Origin of the sequence: Bartonella sp. CL25QHWL (assembly GCF_042195335.1) — a bacterium.
GTDB lineage: Bacteria > Pseudomonadota > Alphaproteobacteria > Rhizobiales > Rhizobiaceae > Bartonella.
Genome location: NZ_JBHIOE010000012.1, coordinates 1 through 20,237, shown reverse-complemented (window position 1 = coordinate 20,237; position 20,237 = coordinate 1). Strand labels below are relative to the sequence as shown.

Here is a 20,237-nt window from a genome sequence, read left to right as displayed (position 1 = left end):
ATTCATTAGTTTAAGCGGTAATCTGTTCTTGTTTGTTTCATGAGTGAGCGCTCTGTTAATGCAAGAAGAGTTTGGGCACGGCTTTCGATATCTGGAGCTTCAAGGAGAGCTTGTTTTTCTGCTGGTGTAAAGGGGATAAGGGCTGAAAAAGCATTAACCAATATAGGTGTAGGGGCTTCTATGATACTGCTCCAATTATATTCCATTTCATGTATGGTTAGATATTTTTCTACAACGTCGAGTAAGTTCTCTCGGTTAATGTTTTCTTCAATATCAAATTCTTGCAAGTCTTTTATGTTTGATTGGATGAGAGCTGTTCGATAGGATTTTGTGTTTGTCAATTCTTGTTCTAAGGTGAAGCGGCAAACACCTTGTAAGATAATGAACAGTTGTCCATTTCCTGTTTCACTGTAGTTTGTAATGCGCCCTATACAGCCTGTTTTATAAAGTTGTGTAGAGAAGCGGTCTGTATCCGATGAAAGTGGTTGAATAATGCCCAATAGACGATCAGTTACCATAACGTTTTCAATCATTTCAAGTGATTCTGGTTCAAAAATGTTGAGTGATAAAAAACCACCGGGTAGTAAGAGTGCACCTTCTAAAGGAAAAAGAGCAATTTGCTTTGGAAGATCATTTTCGCAATTGTAAGAGATATTACCAGCTTTCATGAGTATTTTGTCACCTTTGTTCGGTAGTTTTAGTCTGTAGATAGTCGCAATTTATGACACTATGGAGTAAAGCAGAAAAACCACTTCTTGTGCATTAAAATCATACTTATAAAATACTTGAAGTCCTTAATTCTAAAAAAGAATATGAAACCCTATCTTTAAGGTTGAACTGCGCGCGAAAGAATATTGCTTTGCGATCTTTTTAGTGTGTGACGTTTTGCATGATTTTCAAGAGGTATTTTTGTTTATAGCTTTTGATTTTTGTCTTAAATTTCCTAAAATGTGTTCCTTGCAATTTTTGTAAGGTTCAAAAGGACACTATTATAAATCTTTTGAAGCAGCTTATGCAAGTTTTAAAATGAGAACATTTTCATCACTTTACTAATGACAGTGTGATAAAGATAGGCTATAGGTTAAAATATGCTGGAAAGAGCGTTATTGTTTCTTTCATTCTTTTGCGGGAGAGTGCAGATTGCAAATTTTCGCATTGCCGCCGAAGGGGAAATAGCCCATAATCTCTCAGGCTTTAAGGACCGTAAAAGGAAGAAGGCAGATCTGGAAAGTCGGGAGAACCCGCGCCGAAGGTGTAAGCGAAAAATCTTTTCGCGAGTCTCTCAGGTTGATGACAGAGGGGGCAGAGACGGCCATATTCTGTGGGCGTTAGCGCAGCTTTGGAGTTATTATGGGCACAACACAAGAAACATCTTTTTTAAAAACACTTCCTTTATATGATTTGCATGAAAAAGCAGGAGCAAAATTTGGTGCTTTTGCGGGCTGGAACATGCCTTTAACTTATCCTCTTGGCGTTTTGAAAGAACATCTTCATACGCGTGCACATGCAGGACTTTTTGATATTTCTCATATGAAATTGATTGCTGTTGAAGGGGCACAAGCCGTGGAATTTTTGTCCTATGCTTTTCCCATTGATGCAGCAGCTTTAAAGATTGGGCATTCACGGTATAATTATTTGCTTAATGAGCAGGCTGGTATTCTTGATGATCTTATCATTACCCGTTTGGAAGAGGGCCGTTTTATGTTGGTCGCCAATGCTGGGAATGCACAGGCTGATTTTGTAGAATTGGAAAAGCGTGCGGTTGATTTTGAATGTCAAGTGATTGCCCTTGAAAGGGTATTGCTTGCTCTTCAAGGTCCTGAAGCGGCAGCTGTTCTTGCTGATGCCGATTTACCAGGGAATGAATTGTTCTTTATGCAAGGATTCGAACCACAGCAGGATTGGTTTATAACGCGTTCTGGTTATACGGGAGAGGATGGTTTTGAAATTGCTTTGCCTATAGGGCATGCGCATATGTTGGCTGAAAAATTGCTGAGTGATTCTCGTGTTGAGTGGATTGGACTTGCAGCACGCGATAGCTTGCGGTTGGAAGCAGGGCTGTGTTTGCATGGAAATGATATTACCCCTGATACGACACCTATTGATGCGGCTCTAATATGGGCTGTTCCTAAAAATGTTCGAGAAAAAGCACAATTTTATGGTGCAAAAGCTTTTCTTGAAGCACTGCAAAAAGGACCTGCTCGTTGTCGTGTTGGATTAAAACCGCAAACGCGTCAACCTATTCGTGCCGGTGCGGTACTTCTTGATGATCAAGGTAATGAGATTGGCGTTGTAACATCAGGTGGTTTTGGTCCTTCTTTTGATGGTCCTGTCGCGATGGGTTATGTTCCTGTTGATTTTAAAGTTGAAGGGACACAAGTCTTTACAGAACTGCGAGGCAAAAAGATTGTACTATCAGTTCATTCACTTCCCTTTGTTGAACAACGTTATTTTAAAGGATGATTTTTTATGTCTAAAACTTATTTTACACAAGACCATGAATGGCTTAGCGTTGAAGGGCAAGTGGTGACTGTTGGGGTTACGCATTATGCGCAAGAGCAATTAGGGGATTTGGTTTTTGTTGATTTACCACAAAGTGGAACAAAACTTTCCAAAGGAGAGGCGGCGGCTGTTGTGGAATCAGTGAAGGCGGCTTCAGATGTTTATGCTCCTCTTGATGGTGAAGTGGTCGAAATAAATGAAGCCTTGGCTGATAATCCTGAACTGGTGAATCAGAAATCCGAAACAGAAGGCTGGTTATGGAAAATGACATTGCAGGATGAGACACAACTGGAAGGGTTGTTAGATAAAGATGCTTATAAGGCTTTGATTGGATGAGTGGCATGATCGAGCGTTCTTTTTCTTCTCGACATATTGGGCTTCGTCCTGATGAAACACAAAAAATGCTTGATGTTTTAGAGCTTGATTGTGTTGATACACTCATTTCTCAAGCTGTTCCACACTCTATCCACTTGGGACGTTCATTGAATCTTCCAGAGGCTGCTAGTGAAGGACAAGCCTTGGAAGAACTCTCCAAGATGATGGAGCGTAACCATGTGCACAAAAGTTTTATTGGACAAGGATATCATGGAACTTATGTGCCTCCGGTTATTTTACGAAATCTGTTTGAAAATCCGGCTTGGTATACTGCTTATACGCCTTATCAAGCAGAAATTAGCCAGGGTCGTTTAGAACTTTTGTTTTATTTTCAGACATTGGTTAGTGAACTAACAGGTTTGCCTGTTGCTGCTGCTTCTCTTCTTGATGAAGCAACTGCTTTAGCTGAAGCCAATGCCCTTGCTTTTCGCTTTTTCCGTGAGAAAAAAACAAAAATTTCTCTTCAGAGTCTTTTACATCCTCAGATTTTGAGTGTTGCACAAACGCGTGCTGAAACACAAGGGATTCAGATTAGCCAAAATGGCGAAATTGCTTCTGATACAGCAGCAATTGTTTTATCTTGGCCAGATACAAAAGGTGCTTTTCATGATTACAGTGAGATCATAAAAGAGGCAAAGGAAAAGGGAGCTTTAGTTATCGTTGTGGCTGATCCTTTAGCGCTTACCCTTATGGAGCCACCGGCTCAATGGGGGGCAGATATCGTTGTTGGCTCTATGCAGCGTTATGGCGTTCCGATGGGATTTGGTGGTCCACATGCTGGTTACCTTGCCGTGAGTGATGCGTTAACGCGGCTTATTCCAGGGCGTATTGTTGGTCAATCCGTGGATACGAGAGGGCGTGTTGGTTTTCGTTTAGCTTTGCAAACACGCGAACAACATATTCGGCGCGATAAAGCGACGTCAAATATTTGTACAGCGCAGGCTTTATTGGCTAATATGGCAACCGCTTATGCTGTTTGGCATGGGCCAAAAGGCTTACAAGAAATTGCGCAGCGAATTCATCATTTAACATGTCGTTTTGTTGCTGGTTTAGAAGCAGCAGGGGTTCATGTTGAAGGGAAAAGCTTTTTTGATTGTGTGAGTATTTCTGTTAAGGGAAAAGCGCGAGAGATTGCGCATCAAGCCAAAATAGGTGGACGCCTTATTCGTGTTCTCGATGATGACACTATTGCAATCAATTTTGATGAATTATCGACAGAAGAAGATGCTGGTGCTTTAGCGCAGCTTTTTGGGGCACAATTAGGCGATCAGGTTTCTCCACAGCTCTATGGAAAAAAACGGGATGCTGCTTTTCTTTCTCAGCCTTTTTTTCATGCTGTTCATTCAGAGACAGATATGATGCGCTTTTTGCGTCGTTTGGCGGATAAGGATTTGGCGCTGGACCGTGCTATGATCCCTCTTGGTTCTTGTACAATGAAGCTTAATGCCGCGGCTGAACTAATGCCTGTAAGTTGGGCGAGCATGGCCAATATACACCCCTTTGTTTCACAAGAGGATGCAGCGGGTTATTTGGAGATGATCAATCAGTTAAATGCGTGGTTGTGCGAAATTACAGGATTTGCGCAAGTTTCTTTTCAGCCAAATTCTGGTGCTCAAGGTGAATATGCTGGGCTTTTGGCTATCCGACGATATTACCAATCACGGGGAGAACATCAACGTACAGTTTGTCTTATTCCTGCATCTGCGCATGGTACCAATCCAGCTTCGGCCCATATGGCAGGGATGGAAGTCGTTGTGGTAAAATGTTTAAGCGATGGTGATGTTGATGTAGACGATCTCAAAATGAAAGCGCAATTGCATAAAGATAAATTGGCTGCTCTCATGATTACTTATCCTTCAACCCATGGTGTTTACGAGGAAAGCATTAAGGAAATTTGTTCTATTATTCATGAAAATGGCGGACAAGTTTATTTTGATGGTGCTAATCTCAATGCCCTTGTGGGTCTTGCTCGTCCTGCGGATATTGGCGCTGATGTTTGTCATATGAATCTTCATAAAACATTTGCTATTCCTCATGGTGGTGGTGGTCCTGGTATGGGACCAATTGGAGTTGCTGCGCATCTCAAACCATTCTTACCAGGTCATGAACAGGATGGGACAACACATGCGGTTTCTGCTGCTCCTTATGGAAGTGCATCTATTCTTGCGATTACATGGATGTATATTCGAATGATGGGGGCTGATGGCTTAAAATATGCAACACAAATAGCCATTTTAAATGCCAATTATATTGCTGCACGTCTTTCAGCCGCTTATTCCATTCTTTATCGGGGCAAGCATGGACGTGTTGCGCACGAATGTATTGTGGATACACGCGTGTTGAAAGAGCAGTATGGGGTGAGTGTTGATGATATTGCAAAACGTCTCATTGATTATGGATTTCATGCGCCCACGATGTCGTTCCCTGTTCCGGGAACTTTGATGATTGAGCCAACGGAATCAGAACCAAAAGCAGAGATTGATCGTTTTTGTGATGCTTTACTCTCTATTGCTGAAGAAGCTAAGAAAGTTGGTAGCGGGGTTTGGCCAAAAGACAATAATCCATTGGTGAATGCCCCTCATACAGTGGCAGATACTTTAGATGATGCTTGGGCACGACCCTATTCGCGACAAGAAGCTGCTTTTCCCAACAGTTCTCTTGATCCAGCCAATAAATATTGGCCTCCTGTATCGCGTATTGATAATGTTGCGGGAGACAGAATGCTCATTTGTTCGTGCCCGCCATTGGGAAATACCTATTAAATAACAAATATGTATTTAATTTATTTATTTGCATAAACAAAAAAAGCCCACACATTTTGTGTGGGTTTTTTACTTGTTGATCATGATGGCGTTATTTGTCTATTTTCTAGAATTTTGCATTGTTTTTTTACAACATGAGCAAAATCGAAAAAGTCGACAAAAAAGCTGTGTTTTGTCGGCAATAGGCATGCTCTCCTTTGTCTTCTACTGTATGACATGGTTTTAGTGACTAGTCGGCATCGGTCTAGCCAGCTAATTCATGTAAACGAGAGTGAAACCTATGAGGATAGGGGCACGTCTGTTGCATGTGTTGTGATATACTACTTCTCACTAAGGTGACGACGACCGGTTGTAGAAAGAATAAAATCAATTTTAGTGTTTTTGATGATAAAGACACGCGAAACTCTGTTGTTGTATCTTTTCGAGTCAAGAATTGTCTAAATATTTCTCTTTAATCTGCTTTTTATAAATATGACGCAAAAATATGTAAGAACACCTGTCAGAATGAGCAAACGCAAAGCCAAATGTATTATGGTTGTTTTTTACAAGGGGTCTTATAAAAGCCGGCACATCTTTCCACTTCATTGCAAGTCAGTTTGTGACTTTACGGCGCTGTTTTTCTAAGAGCTCGTGTTCTTTCGCTGTTACCTGTAAATCAACATCCAAACTTAACGCAGCGACATGTTTTAAGTTAGAGATTGAGAAAAAAAGAGCTTTATGAGTCGTTCCTGCTTTTGTCTGTCAGATGAGGGCGGGGGGATTGTGTATTTCTGTTGACGTAACCTTTGAAACTGGAAGACAATCTAATTTTGGGAAAATGTAAAGCCGTAAAGGTGAAAATCAATCCTCAGTTTGTCATCTCCTCTTAATTCAGCTTTGCGGCTTTCAAAAGCATTTAAAGCAATATTTTTTTAATAATGGGGATTACACATTGCTCCATACCTTATATTTATTGTGTTCTTTAGTGGGGGAATGATCCTCATGTAAAACAGAACGCTCCAAAAAGAATATACTTGAGTTGTTAATTCACGTGTTTGTTTTAAAGAGACACTTCGCTCCCAATCCCATTTCGCGACGGCGCTCGTGAATGGTGTAAGGGTAAATCCATTGATTCCCCACTATCTTTACGCTCTATGAAGAAGGAAATTGGCACTATCATACACTTTTCCAGCTCGTGGGTGCTGCTTACAGCCCTTGGTATTTGAGGCGGTTCGTTAGAAGCATTATTCTTTTCTTAAATCATTTTTATCTACACATAGTTCAGCTTGTGGTATGCAAGCGAATGATTTTAATTGGGCAGTTAATTTTAAAAACTTTGTAGTAGATGCTTTTTTGTCAATTTATGGGGAAAGGCTAAGTTTTTGTATTTTGGGTGAAAGCTACTTCCATAAAACAGTCCATCAACTTGTCTGTTTTGAGATTTCTGTGAATGCACGGTGTCTATGACCATTCTATGTGGTTGATTGTTGTAAAATCTTTTGTAAAAGCCCCTCAATTTTCTAAAAGGATGATTTTTATCAATTTATTTTTTTTAAGAGTTTTTATGTGTAAATGTATTTATAGCGGGAGCCAAGAGATGTTAGAATTTCATTGGGAAGGGTATCGGCATCTATAGATACTTTTTCAAGTGTTTGATGGGGGCCAATGAGTTCTACCCAGTCACCTGTTTGAGGTTTTTGTTCAAGATCGGTCGTATCTACAATAATGGAATCCATAGAAACCCGCCCAACCATGGGAAGTTTGTGCCCGTTGAAATAAACTGTTCCTTTATTCGAAAGAGCACGGAGCCAGCCGTCTGCGTAGCCTATAGAAATGGTTGCAAGAGTGCTTGGTCTGTTGGTTATAAAGCTTTCTCCATAACCAATAGGTGCTCCTATATCAACAACGCGGCTTTGAATGACTTGGGCTTCAAGTCTTAAAACAGGTTTTAGAAGGGATGTGTGTTTTTCTTGGGGGGCGATTCCGTAAAGTGCAATACCGGGACGAACAAGATCAAAATAAAAATCTGATCCTAGAAAGATACCTCCAGAATTGGCAAAGGAAACTTTGCAAGCAGGCAGTTGTGCAAGGATCGTTTTGAAAGCAGTCAATTGGGCATAATTTGATGGGTGGGTATCATCTTCTCCGTTAGAAAGGTGACTAAGAATATATTTTATTTCTGCTTTTTCGAAAATTGTAGGGTGTTTGATGAGTTTTTGTAATTCTTTTTGATTAAGTCCTAATCGGTTCATATGGGTATCGATTTGAACAATTGCTGGAAATTTTTTATCTTTTTTTTGACAAATTTTTTGCCAATTTTCAATGGCATTCCAAGAGTTTAGAACAGGAACAATACCAGATTGTGCGACAAACTCTTCTGCTAAGTGTGGAAGTCCATTCAGAAGGGAAATCGTGACATTTGATGGTAAAATGCTTTTTAATTGGAGTGCTTCTATGATTTGGGCGACAAAAAAAGTGCGACAACCAGCTTGATAAAGGGCAGGAGCAATTTTGTGAGCTCCTAATCCATAGGCGTTTGCCTTTACAACTGCTGAACATTGCGTTGGAGCTACACGTTTGGCTAAAGTGATATAATTGGCAACAATGGCACTGACATCGACGGTTGCTACAGCTGCATAGAGTGATGTATCTATTTCATCATTAACGGATTTTTTCATTTTAAAAGCTTATCTGTGTTCGTGAAATACGGGTTTTTTTGGTTATTTCATTGAGGTTCTTTACGATATAGGGAAAGGCACTATTTTCTATGGTCAAAATCATAAGAATCCTATACTGCCATTAAAGTCGTTTTTTATGTAAAATGCTACTTTGGATATAAGAGATACTTTAGTTTTATTTGTGTTGTTATCAACATGGTATCTTCTAATAATTTGTAAAACATAAACTTTTTACTTATTTTCCCTAGTTTAGGCATATAAAAAATAAACATAGTTTATTGTATTGTATCATTTTGAAGAGTGCAATATTAGGCTGTTGTTGCTGGTGCGATTGTTTTGATTAAATATTGCACTGGCTGCTTATTCAGAGAAGATAAAATGATTAAATTAACCACGTTAAATCAATGCATTACAAGTTTTTTACCATGAGGGGAAAGATCACTTATCTGTGCAATTTTGGATGTCGTCTTATGCACTTAAAATTATTTTTGTTAAATGGAAAACAGTGTGTAAACATTTTCTGATACATTAAAAACTGTTGACTTAGAAAACCCGTTGATTTGGATATTATTTCTTTTCAAGATGGATTGGGTATCCAATATTTACTTTCTAGTCTTTGATTGGTTTTAAGTGAAATCAATTTTATCGCTGATAGAGCGCGCTAGATTCATTTATTTAATTTTGACATAAAAGTGTTAACCTTGAGGCTTTTGTTTTAAGAAAATTGTTGGCAGATGGTTGTGCAAGTACTATATCACGTCAAGGATTCGAAATTTAACGTTCAATAAAATATAGGGAAGAGTATGAATACGTCTGCTACCAATGTTCCGTCAAGCATCAGCAGCGTTGCAAATTTTCCGATTCCTGAGAATGTGTTCGCCCTTACTGTCCAAGAGGTTTGTCACTACACAGATCGGTTATTTAAATTCCGTCTGAATCGTCCGGAAAGTTTTCGTTTTCGTTCGGGTGAGTTTGTTATGATCGGTTTGCCAAATGCAGAAAAGCCGATTTATCGCGCTTATTCGATTGCAAGCCCCTTTTGGGATGAACAGCTTGAGTTTTTTTCGATAAAAGTTCCAGGGGGACCTTTAACCGAGCATCTCCAAAAAATTAAAATTGGTGATACAGTTCTCATGCGTAAAAAATCTACAGGAACGCTGGTTCTTGATGCTCTTATTCCTGGAAAACGTCTTTATCTTCTTTCAACTGGGACGGGAATTGCTCCTTTTGCAAGCCTTATTCGTGATCCTGAAACTTATGAAAAGTTTGCAGAAGTTGTCCTTATTCAAACAACGCGCGAAAAGAATGAGTTAATTTATGCAAAAGATCTTGTTTCCTCTTTGCAACAAGATCCACTCATTGGAGAATATGCACAACAGTTGAGATTTTATCCTATGACTACTCGTGAATCTTCTGAGCATATGGGGCGTATTACGACTGTTATGGAAAGTGGGGACTTTTTTGAAACAACTGGCCTTCCTAAAATTCATCCTGATGAAGATCGGGTGATGATTTGTGGTTCCATGGCAATGTTAAAAGATTGCGCAAGGATGTGTGAAAGCTTTGGTCTTGTTGAAGGGGCCAATAATGCTCCTGCTACTTATGTTGTAGAGCGCGCTTTTGTGGAGTAATTAGGTGGGAAAATTGGTGCTTTATCTTCTTTCAAACCGGTACGGGGTTTTTCCTTTTGCAAGCTTTATTCGTGATTCTGACACTTATGAAAAATTTTCAGAAGTTGTTCTTATTTAAATAACGCGCGAAAAGAATGAGTTAATTTGTGCAAAAGATCTTGTTTTCTCTTTGCAACAAGATTCATTCATTGGGGCATATGCACAACAGTTGAAATTTTATCCTATGACTACTTGTGAGCTTTCTGAGCATATGGGGCGTATTACGACTGTTATGGAGAGTGGGAGCTTTTTTGAAACAATAGCACTCCCCAAAATTCATCCTGATGAAGATCGGGTGATGATTTGTGGTTCCATGGCAATGTTAAAAGATTGCGTAAGGATGTGTGAAAGCTTTGGTCTTGTTGAAGGGGCTGATATTCTTGCACTTTATATTAGATTGTAGAAAGAGCTTTTTTCGAGGGAGAGGGAAGTTGTGATGCGGTATATGCTAATGCAGTAATCGAATCCCAATCACTTATTGCAATGAGTTGTTGGGGCGCTATCCAAGAACCACCAACGCAGAAGACATTGGGCAGTTGGAGCCATTGTGTTGCACTTTTTTGTGTAATACCGCCTGTTGGGCAAAACCGGATATCAGAGAAGGGAGATGCTAAAGCTTCAATGAAGGAAATACCTCCAGCAGCTTCAGCAGGGAAAAATTTAAGATATGAATAGCCTTTGTTTAATGCTTGCATGAGTTCACTTGGGGTCATTGCAGCGGGAAGAAGGGGAATTTCACTATTTTTTGCACAATTGATTAGTTCATTGGATAATCCGGGGCTTACAATAAACTTGGCTCCAGCTTGTTCGGCTTTTTCGTAATGTGTTGTGTTGAGAATTGTGCCGGCTCCAACAATTGCTTCAGGGACTTCTTGTGTAATTTTCTGAATTGCTTTGAGGGCATTTGGTGTTCGCAAGGTGATCTCAATTGTTTTTAATCCACCTTTGACAAGAGCGCGTGTTAAGGGTACAGCACTTTGTAGATTGTCAATGAGCAAAACAGGTATAACAGTTTGTCCTTGGAGATATAATAAAAGCTTTTCTCTTTTTTGGCACATGATATTTTTTCTTCTTGGAGATGATATTGTTTGTATCGTTTGATTAAGCACAATATGTTAAAGAGTACATGAATAAATCTTGAAATTGAATGAAACGCGCGTTATGGCAAAACACATGGAAAAGAATTTTAAAGTTGCTGCACTTTATTGCTTTGCAGATTTGAAACATTATCATCAATTACAAAAACCTTTGCAGGAATTATGTCAAGCAAAGGATATCAAAGGCACTCTGCTTTTAGCACAAGAGGGAATTAATGGAACAGTTGCTGGTTCTTGTGCGGCAATTGAGGCATTGGTGGACTTTATTATGGCTGAACCAGCGTTTCAAACGCCGGAGATTAAATATTCATGGGCATCAAAAATGCCTTTTCATCGCATGAAAGTGCGGTTGAAAAAAGAGATTGTGACAATGGGGGTTGAAGGGGTTGATCCGCTAAAAGTTGTTGGTACGTATGTGGATCCTGAAGATTGGAATGCTCTTATTCAAGATGAAGAGACAATTTTGATCGATACGCGTAATGATTATGAATATGCAATAGGGAGTTTTCAAGGAGCGATTGATCCGCAGATTAAAACATTTCGCGAATTTCCTGAATGGGTGCGTAAACATGAGGCTGAGTTAAAGAAAAAAAAGAAAATTGCCATGTTTTGTACAGGTGGTATTCGGTGTGAAAAATCAACAGCTTATGTTCGTGATCTTGGTTATGAGCAAGTCTACCATCTAAAAGGAGGTATTCTCAAATATTTAGAAAAAATTCCAAAAGAGAAAAGTTTATGGTGGGGTGAGTGTTTTGTTTTTGATGAGCGTGTTTCTGTTCATCATGGTCTTGAAGAATGTGGACGCGAATTATGTCGCGCGTGTCGTTCTCCTCTTAATGCTGAAAGCAAATTATCGCCTCATTATGAGGAAGGTGTTTCCTGTGATGCTTGTTATAACACGCGTAGTGAAGCCGATAGAGAGCGCTTTCGTGAGCGCCATAGGCAGTTTCAATTGTTGAAGTTGCGTGCAATTGATTCTCATCAAGGGACATAAGGATATCGCAGTGTAGGGCTTTAAATTGTAGCGTTTTTCTCTTAAATTTAAGAGAGAAGAGTTTTTTAATATTAGTAGAAAAATATTTTATAAGACCGGATATTATTCGGTCTTTTTGTTTATGTTAAATTATTTGACTTATAAGTAATCATTATAGATTGTTTACTTTCTTTGACTTTATAGGATTGAGTATTTCAAATACTTTTCATTTTAAAATAGAAAAGTCATTTACGAACAATTTAGCACATTGATTTATAATAATTGGCTATTTACATCTTGAATAAGAGATCTAAATATCGTCAGAATTCTCTCATTCCAAGCCTGTTTCTATGGTTGAATCAATAAAAACCATATCTCTTCCACGTTACAAGCGGGGAAAGTCACGTGGAGTAAAACAATACAAGAAGGACGTGCCTCTTATTAATCGTCTCAAATGTCAAGGGCTGTCACAACATTGGGGGCTTAGTGTGTGATGATGATCAGCTTGCTCTTTTATGAAGCCTAAAAATAGTGGGTTCAATAGATTTTATATTATTTTATTGGGGGTACTATTCTATCATTTATGGGCGCTGGTGTGAAGTTGGCTCGAGCACTTTAAGAAATGTTTCTTTAAAGAAAGTACGTGAAGATACAACCCAACTATATTCCGTTTGGGGTATTCTGTTTTACATGAGGGGAGTGATCCCATGAAAGTGGATGAATGACCTTGTTTGGTGGGGGAGAGTGTTGTTTTTTCGCATCATTTTATCTTTAAGAATTAAAAAATGTTTAAAATTAAAAAAATGATTGAAATGAGAAAGAATTCGTTTTATAGGATGCCTTGCCCAAAGTCGCACGTGCCTGTGGGTGTCCGCTGGTTCTCAAATGGTGAGATTAACCGGTACGGTACCTGGAACTAACCGCTCCAGTCATTCTTACAGCCAATTGCAAGAATGAGGACATCTTGAAGCAACGACGGTGCGGGCCTTTCTGGTGTCTTCCAGCTTTTAAATGCTGGGATAACTATAGAGGCACACCTCATTGCCTTCAGTGCGGAAGTGGTTTTCTCAACTCCAATCAAAAAGGCATATAAAATAGAATAACGCGGTTTCGCGCTGTTCTTTCGCAGCATGCAATGCTAATTTCTGGTTTTTTGTAATCAGAATGGGGATGGTTGTTGTGTGTTTTTTGTCCTTTAGCTTTTGGCAGCTTTGGCTGTCTAAGCATAGAGTGGGGGAGCGTTCCCTCAAGGAGAATTGCAGATGGCAACGCAACGTATTCGCGATTTTCTTGCAACACATCGTTCTGAAGGTCCATGCTTAATTGTTGACCTTGATGTTGTTCGTGATAACTATTTAAATTTTGAAAAAGCTCTGCCGCAGTCTCGTATTTTTTACGCAATAAAGGCAAATCCAGCTCCTGAAATCTTGCGTTTGCTAAGTTCTTTAGGATCTTCTTTTGATGCGGCTTCTGTTGCAGAAATTGAAATGGCTTTAAAAGCAGGAGCAACGTCAGAGCGTATTTCTTTTGGAAATACGATTAAAAAAGAGCGTGATATTGCACGAGCATATGCATTGGGAGTTTCACTTTATGCTGTTGATTGTGTTGAAGAAGTGGAAAAAATTGCGCGTGTTGCTCCAGGAGCACGTGTTTTTTGCCGTGTTCTTACCGATGGCAAAGGTGCAGAGTGGCCATTGTCACGCAAATTTGGTTGTGTTCCAGATATGGCGGTTGATGTTCTAAGACGGGCACACCAATTGGGTTTGCAAGCCTATGGTGTTTCTTTTCATGTTGGATCTCAGCAGGTTGATTTGAGTGCGTGGGATCGTGCTTTATCGGATGCTTCTACAGTTTTTAAGCGTTTGGAACAAGAAGGAATTTCACTAAGGTTGGTGAATATGGGGGGCGGTTTTCCAACGCGTTATTTGAAAGATGTCCCTACAGAACAAGCTTATGGTACAGCAGTTTTTGATTCATTGAAAAAGCATTTTGGTAATCGTATCCCTGAGACGATTATTGAGCCAGGACGTGCGATGGTTGGCAATGCTGGTGTTATTCGTACAGAAGTTGTTCTAATATCTAAAAAAGCTGATAACGATAATGTACGATGGGTTTATCTTGATATTGGGAAATTTAATGGTCTTGCTGAGACTATGGATGAAGCCATTCGTTATCCTATTGAGACACCTCATGATGATAAGGTGATGGAGCCTTGTATTTTGGCTGGACCGACATGCGATTCGGCAGATGTTCTCTATGAAAAAACACCTTATCCGCTTCCTCTATCCCTAACGATAGGAGATGAAATATTGATTCATGGAACGGGTGCTTACACAACAACTTACGCATCGGTTGCTTTTAATGGTTTTGAGCCTTTACGATCATATGTGATCTGACATTTCCTTTTAACTATAGTTTTTTAGATTTTTTGCTATGCTCGTCATGGCGCTGTAAGAGGGCGGTTATAGAGATGAACATGATTAATTTTCAAACAAAAGATGGGGCATGTTTTACACTTTTATTGGAGCAAGAAGCCGATAAGCCTTATCGAGAAAATTTGCTTGATTCAATGATGGGGTATGGACGTAAACGTAAATCATCAGAGGTTTTACGTCGTGGTCGTTTGGCTGCTCAAGGGCTCTCTTTTGTGGTTAAAAATGTGCTTGGAGAGCTTGTGGGAAGTGTCCGTCTTTGGCATGTTTCTTTTTCTAAAGAAAAAAATGAAACACAACATGCTTTACTTTTAGGCCCCTTGGCTGTTGCGTCTGAATGTGCTGGTATGGGAATAGGATCAATTTTAGTCCGCCATGCAATTGAAACAGCAAAAAAATTGGGATATGGCGCCATTTTGCTGGTAGGGGATTTTGAATTTTATCAACGTTTTGGCTTTTCAAATAGTTTAACAGAAAATTTGGCAATGCCTGGTCCTTACGAAAAACATCGCTTTCAAGCGTTGGAACTGATACCACATTATCTTTCTGGGTGTTATGGCACTTTGGTTCCTAGTGGAGAACGAGAAGTTTCAAATCGTTTTCAGCATCATAAAGTCGCTTGAAGATAGTGTTTATTTCGTTTTTCAGCAGCTGCCATTGAGAAGAGCATACCGTTTTGACAGTGCCAAGGTATTTAGCGGTACAAAGTTTTGGGGAGTTGTATTGCGATTTTATTATATGGCTTTTTCTTTATGGGGCTGGTTTCTTATTTTTGATAATTTCAGTTAAGTGAGTAAGAATATATTTTAAGCTCATTTTTTGAAATAGTGTCTTATTTTATAATACTGAAGGAACCGGATTTTTGAGTTGTCTTGTGTTCTTTTAAAGTCGCTATCATCATACAGTTTTCCAGTTTTCAATATCGTTGATAAATCTTGCATCAAAACGGTTGGATATTTTACTTTTTTCTTAAACAGTTTTTATTTCTTTGCTTTTTATGTGCAAGGGAATGGTTTTGATTGATTCAATAGAGAGATATTTTGAGAAATTTTATACCATTTCAGCTCTTGTTGAAAGAGAAGGGGCTTAAGAAAGAAAAATATGTAGCAGTAGAATCAAAATTGTAAGTATCAGCTTTTTTTAAAGAGTGTAAAAAAATAAAATTACATGTTTAAAAGCAGCTTTTTTGAAAAAAATATATCATTACTTTTTTGCTATAAAGGTAAATCGTTTTGCAATTGGCATGAGAGTATCAAATACAAAATGATTTTCTCATGTAAAATTTTGCATTCAGAATCAAAAAAACGTTATCCTACACATTATAAGAGAAATATGTGCGTGAATAAAAATCACAAGAATCATAAATCTTTTATGAATATTCTTGTAAGAATCAAAAGAGTGAAGGGCACAGAATCTTAACAAAATAGTTTTTATGAGGATAGTAGCGTAAAAAGGGGGTAGATAGATGAGAGATTTAATGTTTTTTACCCTATGGTGATAAATCAAAAATCTTATAGAAATGGCTGCTTTATCTTTATGGTGTGGAGCACTTTAGATAAGCTCTTTGTTTATTATCATCTAGAACAATTTTTGTATGCGAGAAGTTGTTTTTAAGTGCGGAAAGAGCCCGCATTAAAAGAATTTTTATCAGAAGAATCATTTAGAATCATATGTTTATTTATACTGTCTCTTGAGACAAGATAAAGTGCATAGGAAACGAGCAAAGTGATAAGGATAAAAAATATTTCTCAATTTTAATTAAGTTTAGTGATTTGGTGGTGAATCCATGAGAGGTGGTATTTTTTTGAGAAACATGGTCATAAATGTCAAAACACCAAAAATGATGGTTATGATAAAGAAAATATCACTAATAGCCATAATGGTTGCTTGTATGCGTACCATACCAAACAATTGAGAAAGAGCCAGAGTATAGGAATCAAAGGTTTCTGTTTTGAATAATACAGTAAGATTTGAAAGCATTTCAGTTGCTTGTCTGTTTGCGTAGTTAAGAGTTTCGGCTATTCGTTCATGATGGAAGTCTGTGCGTTTTGTTATGAGAGTGTTGATAATGGCAAGCCCTACAGCCCCACCTAGATTCCGGGTGAGATTAAAGAGTCCGGAAGCATTTTGCATCCGTTCTGGTGGGAGTGTTCCCAAGGCAATATTATTAATAGGAACCATACATAACATTACAGAAGCACCACGGAAAACTTGCGGCCAAAAAAGCTGCCAAAAATCCCAGTTATCTGTGATAGAGCTCGCCATCCAAATACCTATTGCAAAACCAAAAAGTCCTATTGCCATCATTAAACGTGCATCCATTCGTGCTGAAAGAAATCCAGCAAGCGGGGCAGTTAATAACATGACGAATCCTGAAAGAAACAATGTTTCTCCAATCATGAGGGCATCAAAGTGGCGGATTTGGCTTAAATAGACAGGATAAAGGTACGTGAGTCCATAAAGGCCTATTCCCAATGAAAAGGAAAAAATGGATGCAGCTGAAAAATTAAAATTAGAAAAAGTAGAGAGATCTACAATGGGTTCTTTTACTGTAAAAGCACGCCAGAAGAATAAGGCTGCAGCAAGAATCATGGTAATGAACAAATCCCGAATCAGCGTATCACTCAGCCAATCATGACGTGCTCCTTCTTCTAGAATATACTCTAAAGTTCCCAAGAAAGTAGCCATAGAAATGAATCCTAACCAATCAAACTTCTTCATTAAAGAGGGATCAGCTTTATCAAAATCAATTAATTTCCAAGCGAGAATTGAGATGATAATCCCGCAGGGTACATTGATGAGAAAGAGCCAATGCCATGATGAAAGATGACAAATATAGCCTCCCACGGTTGGACCAATGGTGGGGGCCAATGTTGCTACTAGTCCAACAATAGGGGTAACAATTGGGCGTTTGGAAGGAGGAAAAAGAACATAAGAGGCGACAAAAACGCTTGGGATAATTCCTCCACCAATAAAACCTTGTAGTGCGCGATACAAAATCATCTCTCCAATAGATGTTGCTGTTGCACAAAGAACAGAAGTAATCGTAAACCCGATCGCTGATATGGTGAAGAAAACACGTGTTGAAAGCAATCTTCCTAAAAATCCAGAAAGCGGCAACATGATGACTTCAGCGATGAGATAGGAGGTTTGAACCCATGAAATTTCTTCAGAGCTTGCTGTAAGACCCGCTTGAATTTCAGCTAAAGAAGAGGAAACGATTTGGATATCTAAGATTGCCATAAACATGCCAAAAGACATAGCAATAAAAACTACAATTTTGCGCATTCCTATGCGTTCTTGAGACTGTATGAGCTCTGGTATGGAAGATGTCATAGTAAGATCTTCTACTTTTTTTATAAGAGACTTTTATCTTGTGGCTTTGTACGTGTATCAATTTTCACTGAAACACTCATTCCTGCTCGGATATGTCCGGTTTTTAAGACTTCTTCTGGAATAGAAATACGTACGGGAATGCGCTGGACAATCTTTGTAAAGTTACCGGTAGCATTTTGTGGAGGCAGAAGAGAAAAAACAGCGCCTGTTGCGGGCGAAATAGAAAGCACTGTTCCTGTAAAAACATCATCTTCGAAGGCATCAACAGAAATATAAGCTTTTTGTCCGGTATGAATGTCTTGTAGCTGTGTTTCTTTATAGTTTGCTTCAATATAAAGTGCATGTATGGGGACTAACGCCGCAAGACGTTGGCCATTTACAACAAAATCTCCCGTTTTTGCTGTTAAATTTCCTATAACTCCATCAAATGGCGCTCGTATAATGGTCGAATCAAGATCACGTTGTGCTTTTTTACGCGAGAGCTCTAAACTCTTTGTTTCGCTTTCTGTTTCACTTCGTTGCGCTTCTAGCACTCGGATATTTGCACGTGCTGAAGCCATTTTTGCATCCGCTCTGTTAACATTCGCAATGGCTTGTTCATAAGCGGATTTGGCATCATCAACATTGGATTGAGGAGCATAACGATTGGCTTTCAGTTCTGTTACACGTTTTAAGGTGAGTTGTGCATTGGTTGCTATGGCTGAAGCGGCTGCTTTTTGTGCTTTTGCATCATCTAAAGAACTACGAGCGGCTGTGATTTGCGCATCAATGCGTAGAAGTGTTTTTTTCTGTGTGTTAAGATGCGCTTCTGTTTGATCCAAGGCTATTTGATAATCACCATTGTCTAGGTAAAATAAAACATCGTCCTTTTTTACAACTTGGTTGGCTTTAATGGCAATTTTTTCAATATATCCATTTAATTTAGTCGCAATAGCGGCTATATCTCCTTGCACATAGGCATCTTCAGTGGACAGCATATAACGCCATTGCGTCGTCCACTTATAGCTAAACCAAAGTACAAAAAGCGCAAAGACGATAAGAAGAGCCTTGATTACTTTTTTTCGTTTCGTTTTATCGAGATTTTTTGTTGAAAAAATGGTCTCAGATACGGACATGATTTTATACTTTCAATATTTATGTTCTAACGAGTATAATAAGCCTCTCACTCTAGGGTAGGGTGATATATGCACGGACGATAAGAGCTTTTCCAACAATAAGGCGATCCCTGCTACATAATACTAAATATATAAACTTGCAAGTTAGAGATCTTATTTTCAAGTTAGATGTCTTATTTTATTGCGCATTTTTTACAAAGACCTCGTACTTCTAGGGTGCTTTTGTGTGCTTGGAAGCCAACCGCTTGAACCATCTGTTTTAAACTTGATACAATCGTTTGATTTTGTATTTCGTTGACTGTGCCACAGTTTAGGCATCTTCAGTGGACAGCATATAACACCATTGCGTCGTCCACTTATAGCTAAACCAAAGTACAAAAAGCGCAAAGATGATAAGAAGAGCTTTGATTACTTTTTTTCGTTTCATTTTATCGAGATTTTTTGTTGAAAAAATGGTCTCAGATACGGACATGATTTTATACTTTCAATATTTATGTTCTAACGAGTATAATAAGCCTCTCACTCTAGGGTAGGGTGATATATGCACGGACGATAAGAGCTTTTCCAACAATAAGGCGATCCCTGCTACATAATACTAAATATATAAACTTGCAAGTTAGAGATCTTATTTTCAAGTTAGATGTCTTATTTTATTGCGCATTTTTTACAAAGACCTCGTACTTCTAGGGTGCTTTTGTGTGCTTGGAAGTCAACCGCTTGAACCATCTGTTTTAAACTTGATACAATCGTTTGATTTTGTATTTCGTTGACTGTGCCACAGTTTTCGCAAATTATAAACGTTGTAAGTTCATGTTGACAGTTTTCAGGGTGTAAACAGACCATAAAGGCATTTACACTTTCAAGACGATGAATACACTTTAACTGTACGAGTTTTTCTAACGCACGATAAACTTGGAGAGGTGCGCGAAAACCTTCTTCGCGTAAGTGATTGAGAATCGCATAAGCACTTAAAGGCCCTTTTGCATTTTTTAAAGTATTTAAAACCAATGTTTGGTTACGCGTCAGTTTAGATGACATGGACATCTTCCTTTTGCTCCCATGGAAAAGCATAAAGCGTGTAAGATATTTATGCAATGGTGATTATAGAATATGTACTCTAATCTTTAGCCGTTTACATGACATCATTGCGATATGTAAGAAAAGTTGCAACCGTTGTGAGGGGAGGGGTATTATAATCTGAAAGCCGCTGCTATCCAGCAAGAAACTTTTATACGCTTCTTATTTTTCCAATAATGTCTTGAAATAGGATTTTTTGTTACAATATTTTATTGGAAATGTTTGGGTTATTTTATTTAAA

The 20,237-nt window shown here is 38.7% G+C and carries 13 protein-coding genes, 3 pseudogenes and 1 riboswitch; of the genes and pseudogenes, 8 read left to right on the top strand and 8 right to left on the bottom strand.

The features are described from left to right. Positions 1 to 5: 5 nt before the first annotated feature. A complete protein-coding gene (locus tag ACFILY_RS07375) occupies positions 6 to 668 on the bottom strand; it encodes an LON peptidase substrate-binding domain-containing protein (protein WP_273791465.1) in 663 nt (220 codons plus the stop codon). A gap of 448 nt (positions 669 to 1,116) precedes the next feature. After that, positions 1,117 to 1,214: riboswitch (glycine riboswitch) on the top strand. A 136-nt stretch (positions 1,215 to 1,350) separates the two neighbouring features. On the opposite strand from ACFILY_RS07375, the gene gcvT reads away from it, so the two are divergent. From gcvT to gcvP, 3 genes are read left to right on the top strand one after another with little or no spacing between them, the layout of a single operon-like run. Continuing rightward, positions 1,351 to 2,463, top strand: coding sequence for a glycine cleavage system aminomethyltransferase GcvT (gene gcvT, locus ACFILY_RS07370; protein ID WP_375631499.1), 1,113 nt, complete (start codon positions 1,351 to 1,353; stop codon positions 2,461 to 2,463). A 6-nt stretch (positions 2,464 to 2,469) separates the two neighbouring features. Further along, positions 2,470 to 2,838: a glycine cleavage system protein GcvH gene (gcvH, locus tag ACFILY_RS07365; protein ID WP_375631501.1), complete on the top strand. Its 369-nt coding sequence runs from the start codon at positions 2,470 to 2,472 to the stop codon at positions 2,836 to 2,838. Positions 2,839 to 2,843: 5 nt separating this feature from the next. Further along, complete coding sequence (gene gcvP / locus ACFILY_RS07360) at positions 2,844 to 5,639, top strand: aminomethyl-transferring glycine dehydrogenase (protein ID WP_375631509.1); 2,796 nt, start codon at positions 2,844 to 2,846, stop codon at positions 5,637 to 5,639. A gap of 1,541 nt (positions 5,640 to 7,180) precedes the next feature. On the opposite strand, the gene alr is transcribed toward gcvP, so the two are convergent. Then, on the bottom strand, positions 7,181 to 8,296 hold the full coding sequence (gene alr / locus ACFILY_RS07355; protein WP_375631503.1) for an alanine racemase: 1,116 nt from the start codon (positions 8,294 to 8,296) through the stop codon (positions 7,181 to 7,183). Between the two features lie 803 nt (positions 8,297 to 9,099). Here alr and ACFILY_RS07350 point away from each other — a divergent pair. After that, entirely contained in the window at positions 9,100 to 9,927 is an 828-nt protein-coding gene (locus tag ACFILY_RS07350) for a ferredoxin--NADP reductase (RefSeq protein WP_273791462.1), read from the top strand. A 19-nt stretch (positions 9,928 to 9,946) separates the two neighbouring features. Continuing rightward, positions 9,947 to 10,369, top strand: a pseudogene (locus tag ACFILY_RS07345) (ferredoxin--NADP reductase); the annotation flags it as partial. On the opposite strand, the gene eda reads toward ACFILY_RS07345, so the two are convergent. After that, the gene (gene eda / locus ACFILY_RS07340) at positions 10,359 to 11,024 is read right to left on the bottom strand and encodes a bifunctional 4-hydroxy-2-oxoglutarate aldolase/2-dehydro-3-deoxy-phosphogluconate aldolase (protein ID WP_273791461.1); all 666 of its coding nucleotides are present in this window, start codon (positions 11,022 to 11,024) and stop codon (positions 10,359 to 10,361) included. The pseudogene ACFILY_RS07345 and the gene eda overlap by 11 nt on opposite strands. Before the next feature lie 115 nt (positions 11,025 to 11,139). Here eda and ACFILY_RS07335 point away from each other — a divergent pair, with 115 nt between their 5' ends. The 3 genes from ACFILY_RS07335 to ACFILY_RS07325 all read left to right on the top strand — a co-directional run bounded on the left by ACFILY_RS07335 (position 11,140) and on the right by ACFILY_RS07325 (position 15,091). Beyond that, positions 11,140 to 12,057: a rhodanese-related sulfurtransferase gene (locus tag ACFILY_RS07335; protein ID WP_273791460.1), complete on the top strand. Its 918-nt coding sequence runs from the start codon at positions 11,140 to 11,142 to the stop codon at positions 12,055 to 12,057. A 1,241-nt stretch (positions 12,058 to 13,298) separates the two neighbouring features. Further along, positions 13,299 to 14,432: a type III PLP-dependent enzyme gene (locus ACFILY_RS07330; protein ID WP_273791459.1), complete on the top strand. Its 1,134-nt coding sequence runs from the start codon at positions 13,299 to 13,301 to the stop codon at positions 14,430 to 14,432. A gap of 74 nt (positions 14,433 to 14,506) precedes the next feature. Further along, on the top strand, positions 14,507 to 15,091 hold the full coding sequence (locus tag ACFILY_RS07325; RefSeq protein WP_273791458.1) for a GNAT family N-acetyltransferase: 585 nt from the start codon (positions 14,507 to 14,509) through the stop codon (positions 15,089 to 15,091). Between the two features lie 1,141 nt (positions 15,092 to 16,232). Here the strand turns inward: ACFILY_RS07325 and ACFILY_RS07320 are convergent. The 5 genes and pseudogenes from ACFILY_RS07320 to ACFILY_RS07300 all read right to left on the bottom strand — a co-directional run bounded on the left by ACFILY_RS07320 (position 16,233) and on the right by ACFILY_RS07300 (position 19,957). Next, a complete protein-coding gene (locus ACFILY_RS07320; protein WP_273791457.1) occupies positions 16,233 to 17,804 on the bottom strand; it encodes a DHA2 family efflux MFS transporter permease subunit in 1,572 nt (523 codons plus the stop codon). A gap of 20 nt (positions 17,805 to 17,824) precedes the next feature. Further along, positions 17,825 to 18,919 (bottom strand): HlyD family secretion protein, encoded by a 1,095-nt coding sequence (locus ACFILY_RS07315; protein ID WP_273791456.1) that lies wholly within the window; start codon positions 18,917 to 18,919, stop codon positions 17,825 to 17,827. Positions 18,920 to 19,092: 173 nt separating this feature from the next. After that, positions 19,093 to 19,236: pseudogene (locus ACFILY_RS07310) on the bottom strand (transcriptional repressor); the annotation flags it as partial. After that, a pseudogene (locus ACFILY_RS07305) lies at positions 19,233 to 19,391 on the bottom strand (HlyD family secretion protein); the annotation flags it as partial. The pseudogenes ACFILY_RS07310 and ACFILY_RS07305, both read right to left, overlap by 4 nt. Before the next feature lie 173 nt (positions 19,392 to 19,564). Continuing rightward, entirely contained in the window at positions 19,565 to 19,957 is a 393-nt protein-coding gene (locus tag ACFILY_RS07300) for a Fur family transcriptional regulator (RefSeq protein WP_375612302.1), read from the bottom strand. Positions 19,958 to 20,237: the final 280 nt, after the last annotated feature.